Source organism: Parageobacillus sp. NEAU-HV-2 (genome assembly GCF_059115485.1).
In genome coordinates, this window is the sequence record NZ_JBXUJJ010000024.1 from 1 (window position 1) to 13280 (window position 13280).

Consider the following 13280-nt stretch of genomic DNA (forward strand, 5'->3'; position numbering starts at 1 on the left):
TTCCTTCATGATCAACTCTAATTTTTCCTTTACAAACTGACGAATGGCGTTTTCCAGTTGATTGAGCCAGTCTAAATTCGGTATACTTTTAGACATAGGTAGGGTTCTCCTTTCTCTAAGATTTTTGGCCAAATCAGAGAATACCCTACCTTTTTCTTTTGGTCTAGCCAAATGCTTGACACAAAATTTTATACATCATCCCCCCTGGAATGGATCTATCAAGCAATCTTTTCTCTCCCTATAGTTACTACATACTTATGAAAGGGGTAAAATGGATGAATACTATGCACCGAAAGATGGGAACTTTCGCGCTTACGATGACGGGGTTCGGATCCATCATAGGATCTGGTTGGCTGTTTGGTGCGTGGAAGGCCGCCGAAATCGCTGGTCCAGCGGCTATTTTTTCTTGGATTATTGGGATGGTTGTTATCCTATGTATTGCTCTTTCTTATAGTGAATTGGGAGCCATGTTTCCCGAAGCAGGGGGAATGGTGAAGTATACGCAGTACTCTCATGGATCTTTTGTGGGATTTCTCGCTGCCTGGGCGAACTGGATTGCTATTGTTTCCGTTATTCCGGTGGAGGCAATCGCTTCTGTGCAATATATGAGCTCGTGGCCATGGGATTGGGCGAAGTGGACACACAGTTTAGTAGAAAACGGAATGCTTACGCCAAAAGGTCTTGCTATTGCTTCTGTGTTAATTCTTATTTACTTTTTCCTCAATTACTGGACCGTAAGTTTGTTTGCAAAAGCAAACTCGCTTATAACCATATTTAAAATTATCATCCCCGGAGCGACAATTGGTGCGCTCTTGTTCGTTGGTTTTCACGGGGAAAACTTTACCTACGGACATAGCGTAGCACCTTATGGATGGTCAAGCGTGTTGACAGCGGTGGCTACGTCCGGCATTGTGTTTGCGTTTAATGGATTTCAAAGTCCGATTAATATGGCGGGAGAAGCTAAAAAACCAAGCCGATCCATTCCTATTGCAGTAGTGGGTTCTGTTTTGATTGCAACGGTTATATATACCCTGTTGCAGGTTGCCTTTATCGGTTCTGTTGATCCTTCCATGCTTGTACACGGTTGGCATCATTTAAACTTTAACTCTCCGTTTGCTGATTTAGCAATTGCTTTAAATATCAATTGGTTAGTGATCTTATTATACGTTGATGCTTTTGTTTCTCCTTCCGGTACAGGAACAACTTATACCGCTACAACAGCGCGTATGATTTACGGTATGCAAAAGAATGGATATTTACCGGGGGTTTTAGGTAAGCTGCATCCTATTTACGGGGTTCCACGTCCAGCTATGTTTTTTAATTTGGCCGTATGTTTTATTTTTTTGTTTTTGTTTAAAGGCTGGGGCGTATTGGCAGAGGTAATTTCCGTTGCTACCTTAATTTCTTATATTACTGGTCCTATTACCGTAATGACATTAAGAAGAACAGGAAAGCATCTGTATCGTCCTCTTCGCCTCAAGGGGCTGCATATTATTGCGCCGTGCGGATTTATCTTTGCTTCTTTAACACTATATTGGGCGCGTTGGCCGCTTACAGGGCAAGTATTGTTCATTATGATCATCGGACTTCCTGTTTATTTCTACTATCAAGCAAAAATGAAATGGAAAGGTTTTCGCCAAGATCTTCGGGCAGGTATTTGGATGGTTGTCTACTTGTTATCCATGATGTGCATCTCCTATTTAGGAAGTGAAAAGTTCGGGGGTATAAACATCATCCCATATGGTTGGGATATGATTATTATTGCATGCATATCTCTTGGTTTTTATGTTTGGGCCGTAAAAAGTGGATTTGAAACAGAATACCTGCAAGAAGCTAATAAAGTAAATGAAGAGATGAGAGACAGAGACGTGGTTATGGTGGCTGATTCCAAACAGAAAGTAGCTTTGTAAAAAAGTCCTTAATCCATAGTTGTGACGAATCATGGTACCAATGCTTCGGATATTTCAGGGTATGGAAAGAAAAGCCAGTGTTCAGCCGGCTTTTTCCTATAGAATAAGCAAGATTCCACCAGCAATGAACAAAAGCGAGAAGAAAAGCAAGAAAGGCAAGCTGTCTAGCGGATCGACCGCTAAAAACAGCAGCTCCAACAGCGCAATGCACTTTTTATTTTCGTTTTCTTTCCATTGCCTCCACTCTTCGCGCAGTTCGTAAACAGCGAAGATCAATAATCCAACTCCAAGCACAAGCAGGATGACCCCTAAAACAATCATTATCTTTTCTTCCTTTATATCACTGTCGTGAAACAAAATTTAGATATTAATCATTATAAAATTTTTCCGACGAAATGCATACCGTAATATATGCATCAATGGGCGGCCGCTGATGACCTCGATGATGCCGACGAAGCAAGGAGAAACATGCTTTCTCCTCGGCTTTCATTTAGAAGTAAGTTTACTTTTGGCGGAATAGGTATAAAACATAATAGGCGATGAAAATGGCAAAGGGGGATTTATGTTTATGCACGAAAGAATCGAGCGCGACTCGTTAGGAGAGGTGAGAGTGCCGGCCGATAAATATTGGGGCGCACAGACGGAGCGAAGCCGCAATAATTTTAAAATCGGCACGGAAAAAATGCCGCTGGAGCTGATTTACGCCTATGCCCAGCTCAAAAAGGCGGCGGCGATCGTTAACTATGAGTGCGGCAAATTAAGCGAGGCGAAAAAGAATGCCATTTGCAATGCATGTGACGAGATACTAGCTGGAAAGTGGGATGAACATTTTCCGCTCGTCGTTTGGCAGACGGGAAGCGGGACGCAAACGAATATGAATGTAAACGAAGTCATCGCCAGAAGAGCAAATGAGCTGCTGCCAGAAGGAGAAGACCGCATTCATCCAAACGACGATGTCAATATGTCGCAAAGCTCGAACGATACGTTTCCGACGGCGATGCACATTGCCGTCTATATGAAATTGCATGAGCATCTATTGCCGGCGCTGGACGGCCTGATCAGCACCTTTTTCGAAAAAGAAGTGAAATACAAGAACACGATAAAAATCGGACGGACGCATTTGCAAGATGCCACACCACTGACTTTCGCCCAAGAGATTTCCGGGTGGCGGACGATGCTTGAAAAAAGCAGGGACATGATCAAGCAGGCAAGTGAGCAGCTGTTAAATTTGGCGATCGGCGGGACAGCGGTCGGCACGGGATTGAATGCGCCGGCTTCGTTTGGCGATAAAGTGGCCGAGCAGCTGCATAAACAAACAGGTTATCCGTTTCGTTCAGCGTCTAATAAATTTCATGCCTTAACTAGCCATGATGAAATTGTTTACGTTCACGGCGCCGTGAAAGCGCTGGCGGCCGATATGATGAAAATCGCAAATGATGTGCGCTGGTTGGCGAGCGGCCCACGCTCTGGTCTAGGCGAGATTACGATTCCGGCGAATGAGCCGGGAAGCTCGATTATGCCGGGGAAAGTGAATCCGACGCAAAGCGAGGCAGTGACGATGGTGGCGGTGCAAGTATTTGGCAATGACGCGGCGATCGGATTTGCCGCCAGCCAAGGCAATTTTCAATTAAACGTATTTAAACCGGTCATTCTGTATAATGCGATGCAGTCGCTGCAACTGTTAGGCGACGCCATTCATTCTTTTGACATTCACTGCGTGAAAGGCCTTGAAGCGAATGAAGGCAAAATGAAGGAATATGTCGACCGCTCGCTCATGCTGGTGACCGCCTTAAGCCTGCACATTGGCTATGATCGAGCGGCTGAAATAGCGAAACTGGCGTTTAACGAGGGATTGACGCTAAAAGAAGCGGCACTGAAAACGGGATATGTCACCGCTGAGCAGTACGATCAGTGGGTGAGAGCGGAGAACATGGTGTGACAATAGAAAAAATCATCCTAGCGACCCTAGGATGATTTTTTATTTAGGCAAATGCCCTTCTTCTGGCAGCTCTTTTTTTGAATATGAACCTCTCCCACCTACACTCTGTTTAGAGGTGGGAGACTTCTCGGTGGACATGTTAAAAGCCACAGCAGCGTAATCGCCAAAAACGGCATAAACAATGCAATTTATAAAAATTATTCCAAAAATTATGTATATTAGTTATTATATTAATAGTAGAAACGCGAAATGTCTACGTCTAAAAGTTTCAATTTGATCACCATCCTAAATGCAAAGGAGTTTCATTCATGACGGCAAAAGAAATGTTACAGCCTTCGATAGAACAGGTTGTAGAAAATATAGAGAAAGTGATTGTGGGAAAAAGAAATGTGGCAATATTAAGCCTTGTCGCGCTGCTGGCTAAAGGACATGTGCTTTTGGAAGACGTTCCCGGCGTCGGCAAAACGATGTTGGTGCGAGCGCTGGCCAAATCGATCAACGCACAGTTTAAGCGGATTCAATTCACCCCTGACTTGCTTCCGAGCGATGTGACAGGCGTGTCTATTTATAACCCGAGAGAGAGGCAATTTGAATACAAGCCTGGGCCGATTATGGGGAACATCGTGCTGGCCGATGAAATCAACCGCACGTCGCCGAAAACGCAAGCGGCGCTTTTGGAAGCGATGGAAGAGGGAAGTGTTACAGTGGATGGGGCGACAAGACCATTGCCGCGTCCGTTTTTTGTCATGGCAACGCAAAACCCGATTGAATATGAAGGAACATATCCGCTCCCGGAAGCCCAACTGGACCGCTTTTTATTAAAGCTAAACATGGGATATCCATCCCCTGAGGAAGAGGTAGAAATATTAAGCCGTGTGGAAAAAGTGCCGCCTATTGAGGAAATTCGCCCTGTAATGGCTTTGGATGAGCTGCTGGAGCTACAGCGGAAGGTGGCGGAAGTATACGTCAGCGATCCTATTAAGCGTTACATCGTTAACATTGTGCAGCGAAGCCGTTCGAACGCGTCCGTTTACCTAGGGGTAAGCCCGCGCGGTTCGGTGGCGCTGATGAAGGCGTCTCAAGCCTATGCGTTTATCCACGGACGTGAATTTGTCATTCCTGATGATGTCCAATTTTTAGCTCCGTATGTGTTATCCCATCGCATTATTATGAAATCGGAGGCAAAATTTGATGGGCTTACTGCAGAAGCCATTGTCGGACAAATGATCGCCCGAACTCCGGTGCCGATTCAAAGGTAGTGGAAAAATGAAAAAGAAAAAGCGGTTAACGATACAAATATTCGAATTATGTAGTTTGCTTTTTGTTCTTTTCGCCTACGCCATGTTTCAAGGCGGGTTTGTGAGCTGGTTTTTGTTTTATAGTTTTTTGCCGTTTTCGTTTTATTCCTTTGCGATTGCCTTATATCCATGGCAGCGTGTCGTGGTGAGACGCATCATTCCGCAACGGCAATATCATGCTGGCGAACGGCTCACTGTTACCATTGAAGTGCAGCTCCCAATTTGGTTTCCATTTGTCGCTATCATGATTGGCGAAGAAGATATTGTGACGCTGAACATGCGGCCGTCAAAAAGGATCATCTCCTTCATTTGGAAAAAGAAATTTTCTTATACGTATGAGTTGGAATATTTACCGCGCGGTGAACATACGTTTTCCTCTGTTTGTTTGACGGCAAGCGATTTTTTCGGCCTCATTGAAAAACAGTCCGTTCATGCCGTTGAAGATACTATTGTCGTATATCCGCGCTATATCGCTATGACGTATCGCCAGGTGCGGGAACTTTTTGAGCAAGGAACGGCCGCTTCCACGCTGCAGCTTCATCGTGATCAAACGATGGCGGTCGGAGTTCGTGAGTATGTGCCGGGAGACAGGTTTTCGTGGGTGCATTGGAAGGCATCGGCGCGCAAGCAGCAATTAATGACGAAGGAATTTGAAGAGCAACGGAGCGACGACTTCATCATGGTGCTCGACCGCACGCCGACGCCGTTGTTTGAAGAGCTTGTCACCTTTACCGCTTCGCTATTGCGGGCGGCGATTCACACAGGAGTGCGGACGGGGTTGGTTTCTGTCGGCCGTGACCGCTTTGTTTTTCCGGCGCGCAATAGCGAGGAGCATTTACAGCATTTATTTTCGCATTTGGCGAGGGTCGTTTGTGACAGCCATGAGCCATTCGCCCGCGTCATTGCCAATGAAAAAAGGAGCGGAGCGGCCTCCGCCACCCTTTGTTACATCACGTCGTCGTTGCAGGAGGAATTCGTTTTTCTGCTTCGGGAGATGGCGATGCGGCGCCGTGGGATGTTGTTTTTGCTTAAAGAAGAGATGACAAAAGAAGAATACCGTTTAGCGGACATGTTGCGCCAAAGCGGCGTCAGCGTGTCGGTCCTATCCCCGCGCACGATGCGGGCGACTTTGCAAGGCAGGGATGAGCGATGAAGACAATGAGGCATATCGCCATAAACGCGCTTATATACGGATTAGCCTGCTGGCTGCTAATCGAATGGCTGCTTCCGCTCGAAACGATATCCGATACCGGGAGTGTGGAAGTGTTCATTTGGTTTATCGTGCTCTGCTTTCTGTTTTATTTTTGGCGTCTTCCTTTTTGGCTATCCGCTGTTGTGAAAAGCACCTACATTTTATGGGCGCTAAACAAGTGGTTCTATCATGTTTCCCTTTTTACCGTGCCGACGCGGATATGGCAAGAGATTTGCGACCATGTTGCTATCTTATTTATAGCCCGCCTGATAGAGCTTAGCAATTCTTTGCGCAGTTTTCTATTTTTCGGTTTGTTGTGGCTAGGTGCTTATGTCTGGCACCATTGGATTGTTGTGCGAAAACGGCTATTTTTCTTTTACGTGTTGACGGTGATATACGTTACTGTGCTTGATACATTTACGCTGTTCCGCGGAAACGGCGCCATCGTTCGCTTAGTCGTTTTTGGCTTTTTCTTTTTAAGCCTGCTTCATATCGAACGGCTTCGCGAACAGTCGCCAGCAGTAGGCGGAATAAGACGATGGTGGGGAGCTTGTTTATCTTTCGTGGGACTAGCTGTCCTTGTCGGCTATTTTAGTCCGAAGCTTCCACCGCAATGGCCAGACCCAGTGGCATTTGTGAAAAGCTATGCCGCCGCGCCGGAAAAGAAACAGATAGATCCTGCCGCTCTAAAGGTCAAAAAAGTCGGCTATGGACAAAATGACTCCCGTCTTGGCGGCCCGTTTATTGCCGATGATACTGTCGTGTTCACGGCGGAGGATGAGCGCCGTCATTATTGGCGGGTCGAAACGAAAGACATTTATACCGGAAAGGGATGGGAAAGTTTCCAAAGCGAGCAGATGCGATCATTGGAAAACGACATGGATATTAATTATTCGTGGTGGTCTCCAGCACTGAAAAAACAGCAAATAACGGCTAGCGTTCATATGAAAGAGACATACTTCCACCTCGTTTATCCGCTTGGCTTAAAAAAAGTGAAGGCACAGGAAGATGTCGTATATCGAATGGAGGCAGCGACAGAGAAAATTTATACGACGGACCGCTCTGCATATACGCTGCCGTTAACGTCCTATGACCTCGTTTATGAATATCCAAGCTTTTCGGTTGACGCGTTAAAAGCGGCTCCGCCTGTCGAGGATGCGGAATTGCTTGAACGTTATACGCAGCTTCCGGAAGATTTGCCAAAACGAGTGCGTGACCTGGCCAAGCAGATTACGAACGGGAAGCCAACACAATATGAACAAGTAAAAGCGGTGGAACAATACTTCCATGTTAACGGCTATACGTATGAAACGACTGATGTAGCTGTTCCTGGAAAAAATGACGATTACGTCGACCAATTTTTATTTGAAACAAAAAGAGGGTATTGCGATAATTTTTCTACTTCCATGGTAGTCATGCTTCGTTCGCTTGGCATACCGGCACGCTGGGTAAAAGGCTATACATCCGGACGGCTGATCGAAGAAAAGGACGGAAAAAGCATCTATGAAATTACGAACAATGATGCTCACTCATGGGTAGAAGTATACTTTTCCGGAATCGGCTGGGTTCCATTTGAACCGACACAAGGATTCACAAATCCTTACGTATTTACTGCTTCTTCGCCGGATTCGGAGACAGCGCCGCTTCCAGAACAGCGTACGCCGGAACAAAACCGCGTTCCTTTAGACGAGGTGAGAAAACAGTCACCTTCTTTGCTATCGCAAGACAGCAGGATATTGGACAACTTTTTGGCTGCGTGGTCATGGAAACGTATCGCTATTGCTTTGGTTGTGTTTTTCGCCTTTGTATGGGCGGTATATAAGACAAGAAGAAAATGGTGGCCATATGTGACGATTCTCCGCTTTCAATATAAGCGGAAAAGAGGGGATAACCCGTTTGCGGCAGCGTACTTATCTTTGCTGCGCCATTTGGATGATTACGGCTTAAAACGGAAGTCGCATCAAACGCTGCGGGAGTATGCAGCCTACGTCGACGATTGGTTTGAAACAAAAGAAATGACGCGGCTGACGATGTTATATGAAAAGTCGGTTTATCTACCAAAAAATAACTCAATTGATTGGGATGAAGTGCGAGAATTATGGGAAAATTTAATTAAAAAGACAGTGTCTTGACCGTTTGGCGGAGAAGTTGATAGAATGAATTAAAATTTGCATAGCGTAATTAGTTGTTCCCTTCATATATGCTTGGAAATATGGTCCAAGTGTCTCTACCGGGTCGCCGTAAACGACCTGACTATGAAGGCAGAATGAGCTAGAATTCTGCCTTCATAGTCGTTTTTGAAGGCGATTCTAGTTTTTTATTTTTTAATGAGGTGATGGCATGAAACCAGAAATGATTGTCGTATTGGACTTTGGCAGTCAATACAATCAATTAATTACCCGCCGCATTCGTGAGTTTGGCGTATACAGCGAGCTACATCCGCATACGATTACGGCGGAACAAATTCGCGCCATGAATGCCAAAGGCATCATTTTTTCCGGCGGTCCAAACAGCGTTTATGACGACAATGCGTTTACATGCGACCCGCAAATTTTTCAGCTCGGTTTGCCGATTTTGGGAATTTGCTATGGCATGCAGCTGATGACCCATCATTTAGGTGGCAAGGTGGAAGGAGCAACCCACCGCGAGTACGGAAAAGCGATGATTCAAGTGAAAAACGCTTCCGCACTGTTTAAGCAGCTCCCAGATGAACAAGTCGTTTGGATGAGCCATGGCGATTTAGTGACCGCCCCTCCAGCAGGGTTTACGGTCGATGCGACGAGCGCTTCTTGCCCGATTGCGGCAATGAGTGATGAAACGCGGAAGTTTTACGCGGTTCAGTTTCACCCGGAAGTGCGTCATTCCGTTTACGGAAATGATATCTTAAAACGTTTCGTTTTTGATGTGTGCGGGTGCAAAGGCGATTGGACGATGGAAAACTTTATTGAAAGCGAAGTGCGCAAAATTCGCGAACTGGTCGGGGATAAAAAAGTGCTTTGCGCGTTAAGTGGCGGCGTTGATTCTTCGGTGGCGGCCGTGCTTGTCCATCGCGCGATTGGCGATCAGCTCACCTGCATTTTTGTCGACCACGGCCTCCTGCGCAAAGGCGAGGCAGAAAGCGTCATGAAAACGTTCCGCGAAGGATTCCATATGAATGTCATCAAAGTCGATGCGAAAGAGCGCTTTCTGTCGAAATTAAAAGGGGTAACGGACCCGGAACAAAAGCGGAAAATCATCGGGAACGAATTTATTTATGTGTTTGACGATGAAGCGGCCAAATTAGAAGGCATCGAATTTTTAGTGCAAGGCACGTTATATACCGATATTATTGAAAGCGGCACGGCAACGGCGCAGACGATTAAGTCCCACCATAACGTCGGCGGACTGCCGGAAGATATGAAATTTAAATTGATTGAACCGCTGAATACGCTTTTTAAAGATGAAGTGCGTGCGCTTGGCACGGAATTGGGCCTTCCGGACGAAATCGTTTGGCGGCAGCCGTTCCCAGGCCCTGGCTTGGGCATCCGCGTGCTTGGTGAGGTCACAGAGGAAAAATTGGAAATCGTCCGCGAATCGGATGCAATTTTGCGCGAAGAAATCAAAAAAGCAGGGTTAGACCGTGAAATTTGGCAATACTTTACAGTACTACCGGACATCCGCAGCGTCGGTGTCATGGGCGATGCCCGTACCTATGACTATACGGTTGCCATTCGCGCTGTGACATCTGTCGATGGTATGACTGCCGATTGGGCCCGCATTCCATGGGAAGTACTCGAGAAAATTTCTACACGCATCGTCAACGAGGTGCCGCATGTGAACCGGGTCGTTTATGACATTACGAGCAAACCGCCGGCAACGATTGAATGGGAATAATTTCTATAAAACGAACAAAAGACGGACATTTGGCCTAAAATGTTCGTCTTTTTTATTGACATTCAGTGATCGTGCTGATACAATGTACCTAGATCGCGAATATTGTCAAAATACGTCGTATAATCCCGGGAATATGGCTCGGGAGTTTCTACCAAGCTACCGTAAATAGCTTGACTACGAGGTATAATGGGATAGAGAGCGTGTTTTTGGCTTGCGCGTCCTCTCTATGTTCATTATTCCTTCTTAGTCAACGCTTCTGGTAGCTTACTAGAAGCGTTTTTATTTTAGTAGGGGGGACAAGAAGTGAAAAAATATTTTCAATTTGAAGAGCTCGGCACGAATTACCGTACAGAGATCATCGCTGGGCTGACAACCTTTTTGTCGATGGCGTACATTTTATTCGTCAACCCGTTCACGCTTTCCTTAGGAGCGGTAAAAGATTTTCCAAACGAATTGCGGATTGACCAAGGTGCAGTGTTTGTAGCGACGGCGCTCGCTGCCGCATATGGCTGTATTTTAATGGGCGTTTTGGCGCGTTACCCGATCGCGCTCGCTCCGGGAATGGGGTTGAACGCGTTTTTTGCGTTTACTGTTGTGCTCCACATGCATATTCCGTGGCAGACGGCGTTAGCGGGGGTATTTGTATCCGGTGTGATTTTTACGATTTTGTCGTTAACAGGTATTCGTGAGAAAATCATTGATGCGATCCCAGTTGAATTGAAATATGCGGTCGGCGCGGGGATCGGGCTGTTTATTACATTTATCGGTCTGCAAAATGCGAAAATCATCGTCGATAACCCAGCAACATTAGTAGGGTTAAGCGATTTGAGAGATGGCGACACGCTATTGGCGATTTTCGGTTTGTTCGTGACCGTCATTTTAATGGTAAGAAGAGTCAATGGCGGCGTGTTTTACGGCATGGTCATTACAGCGATTGTCGGCATGATTTTCGGCCTAATCGACGTGCCGCATAAAGTCGTTGGCGCTATTCCTGACATTTCGCCAACGTTCGGCGTTGCGATTAAACATTTGCCAGACATTTTCTCGCTAAAAATGCTTGGTGTTGTCTTAACTTTCTTCATCGTCGACTTTTTTGACGCCACGGGCACATTGCTTGCGGTGGCCAACCAAGCGGGGCTGTTAAAAGATAATAAGCTGCCGCGCGCAGGAAAAGCATTGCTTGTCGATGCGACGGCGGTCATGGTTGGATCCGTGCTTGGAACATCTACGACGACTTCTTATATCGAATCATCGGCAGGTGTCGCAGCTGGTGGACGTTCCGGTTTCTCTGCGGTCGTGACAGGGATTTTGTTTTTGCTGTCGTTATTTTTCTCGCCGCTGTTAAGTGTGATTACTGCGCCTGTCACCGCACCAGCACTCATTATCGTTGGCGTGCTGATGGTATCTTCGATCGGTGAAATCGATTGGAAAAAATTCGAGGTGGCGGTTCCAGCGTTTTTCACGCTGATTACAATGCCGCTTTCCTACAGCATCGCCACAGGCATCGCGGTTGGATTCATCTTTTACCCAATTACGATGGTTTTAAAAGGACGAGGCAAAGAAGTTCATCCGCTTTTATATGCGTTATTTGTCATCTTTATCTTATACTTTGTCTTTTTAAGAGAATAGAAAAGGTCCGCCGAAAGGGCGGGCTTTTTTTGTTGGAATTTGCTATAATAGTAGGAAAAATTTGTGGAGGAGGGAGAGGATTGCTATGTTTATCCACCGCTTGGATGACGAATCATGGTTGAGGTTGCTCACAGCTGAAGATGCAGAACGATTATTTGCGTTAGTCGATTCGTGCCGTCCGCATTTGCGGAAGTGGCTTCCGTGGGTGGACTCGACAAAAACAGTAGAGGATTCGAAAGCGTTTATCACCGGAGGATTGCAGAAATTTGCCGCTGGAAACGGCTTTGAAGCCGGAATTTGGCATAAAGGACAACTGGCGGGGGTCATCGGGGTTCATTATATCGATCGCGCCAATCGAAAAACGAGCATCGGCTACTGGCTCGGAGAGCAGTTTCAAGGGTTGGGGTTGATGACAAAGGCGTGTAAAGCGTGTATCGATTATTTATTTGATGAACAGCATTTGCATCGAGTCGAAATCCGCTGTGCAGTGGAAAATAAACGAAGCAGGGCCATTCCTGAACGATTAGGATTTACAAACGAAGGAACAATCCGCGAGGCAGAATGGCTTTACGACCATTTCGTTGACCACGTTGTTTATGGAATGTTGGAGAGAGAATGGAAACGTTAAAGCAAACTAGAGGATGCCATACGAATGATCTTTTGTGGCATCTTTCTTTTTGTTTACCAGAGATTTGACGGCTAAACATATTGCAGTTTGGACATACAGCAACTCAATCGTGTCGTTTGTAGATGGAAGTATTGCCACTAATATTGTACTTCTTTAGAAAAATGACGGCATATAAATAAAGGTTAGAACACATATGCTGTTTGTTTGGTGGTATGTGTGGATCGCGGCGAATGTAGAGTGCAGAAAGAGGTATTTGACGGATAAAAATACCTATGATAAATGGTTGACATTTAATTAACGATGATGTTATATTAATAAAGCCGCTTTGATGCGGTGAAAAAAATTAAAAAAACATATTGACAGGTTAAATTCAAAGTGATATATTATAAAAGTCGCTTTTAGAGAACAAAATAAATGTTCCTTGAAAACTGAACAAAACGAAGCGTCCACAACGAAAAGCGAAGGCGAGCGCCTAACGCCGGAAGGAAAATGTTCTTCCGACGAGACATGCTTGCATGTCGACGGAGGAAGGTTATTTTCCGCAAGGCGTTGCGAGCCGGAGCTGGACAATAAGAAAAGCGAAGGCGACAAGACACCATGTGGTGTCGGTGCTGAAGCTGAAAAGAAGCCAATCAACTTTCTATGGAGAGTTTGATCCTGGCTCAGGACGAACGCTGGCGGCGTGCCTAATACATGCAAGTCGAGCGGACCGAATGAGAGCTTGCTCTTGTTTGGTTAGCGGCGGACGGGTGAGTAACACGTGGGCAACCTACCCGTAAGACCGGGATAACTCCGGGAAACCGGAGCTAAT

The 13280-nt window shown here is 45.9% G+C and carries 9 protein-coding genes, 1 rRNA gene, 1 pseudogene and 2 riboswitches; of the genes and pseudogenes, 9 read left to right on the top strand and 2 right to left on the bottom strand.

Features of this window, described 5'->3' with window-relative positions; genetic code table 11:
• A pseudogene (locus AC1WMD_RS18585) lies at positions 1 to 96 on the bottom strand (transposase); the annotation flags it as partial.
• A 179-nt stretch (positions 97 to 275) separates the two neighbouring features.
• On the opposite strand from AC1WMD_RS18585, the gene aimA reads away from it, so the two are divergent.
• Positions 276 to 1910, top strand: a complete 1635-nt coding sequence (gene aimA / locus AC1WMD_RS18590) for a glutamate/serine transporter AimA (RefSeq protein ID WP_494258188.1) — start codon at positions 276 to 278, stop codon at positions 1908 to 1910.
• A gap of 96 nt (positions 1911 to 2006) precedes the next feature.
• On the opposite strand, the gene AC1WMD_RS18595 is transcribed toward aimA, so the two are convergent.
• On the bottom strand, positions 2007 to 2231 hold the full coding sequence (locus tag AC1WMD_RS18595; RefSeq protein ID WP_043903410.1) for a hypothetical protein: 225 nt from the start codon (positions 2229 to 2231) through the stop codon (positions 2007 to 2009).
• A gap of 247 nt (positions 2232 to 2478) precedes the next feature.
• On the opposite strand from AC1WMD_RS18595, the gene fumC reads away from it, so the two are divergent.
• From fumC to AC1WMD_RS18635, 8 genes are all read left to right on the top strand, one after another.
• Positions 2479 to 3849: a class II fumarate hydratase gene (fumC, locus tag AC1WMD_RS18600; protein ID WP_494258189.1), complete on the top strand. Its 1371-nt coding sequence runs from the start codon at positions 2479 to 2481 to the stop codon at positions 3847 to 3849.
• A gap of 308 nt (positions 3850 to 4157) precedes the next feature.
• On the top strand, positions 4158 to 5108 hold the full coding sequence (locus AC1WMD_RS18605) for an AAA family ATPase (RefSeq protein ID WP_494258190.1): 951 nt from the start codon (positions 4158 to 4160) through the stop codon (positions 5106 to 5108).
• Between the two features lie 7 nt (positions 5109 to 5115).
• Complete coding sequence (locus AC1WMD_RS18610) at positions 5116 to 6300, top strand: DUF58 domain-containing protein (RefSeq protein ID WP_494258192.1); 1185 nt, start codon at positions 5116 to 5118, stop codon at positions 6298 to 6300.
• 5 nt (positions 6301 to 6305) lie between these two features.
• Complete coding sequence (locus AC1WMD_RS18615) at positions 6306 to 8471, top strand: DUF4129 domain-containing transglutaminase family protein (RefSeq protein WP_494258193.1); 2166 nt, start codon at positions 6306 to 6308, stop codon at positions 8469 to 8471.
• Between the two features lie 42 nt (positions 8472 to 8513).
• Positions 8514 to 8615: riboswitch (purine riboswitch) on the top strand.
• A 64-nt stretch (positions 8616 to 8679) separates the two neighbouring features.
• Positions 8680 to 10212 (top strand): glutamine-hydrolyzing GMP synthase, encoded by a 1533-nt coding sequence (gene guaA, locus AC1WMD_RS18620; RefSeq protein ID WP_043903415.1) that lies wholly within the window; start codon positions 8680 to 8682, stop codon positions 10210 to 10212.
• Positions 10213 to 10307: 95 nt separating this feature from the next.
• A riboswitch (purine riboswitch) is annotated at positions 10308 to 10409 on the top strand.
• Positions 10410 to 10515: 106 nt separating this feature from the next.
• Positions 10516 to 11841 (top strand): NCS2 family permease, encoded by a 1326-nt coding sequence (locus AC1WMD_RS18625; RefSeq protein WP_043903416.1) that lies wholly within the window; start codon positions 10516 to 10518, stop codon positions 11839 to 11841.
• Positions 11842 to 11926: 85 nt separating this feature from the next.
• Positions 11927 to 12469, top strand: a complete 543-nt coding sequence (locus AC1WMD_RS18630; RefSeq protein ID WP_043903417.1) for a GNAT family N-acetyltransferase — start codon at positions 11927 to 11929, stop codon at positions 12467 to 12469.
• Between the two features lie 639 nt (positions 12470 to 13108).
• Positions 13109 to 13280, top strand: a 16S ribosomal RNA gene (locus AC1WMD_RS18635); the annotation flags it as partial.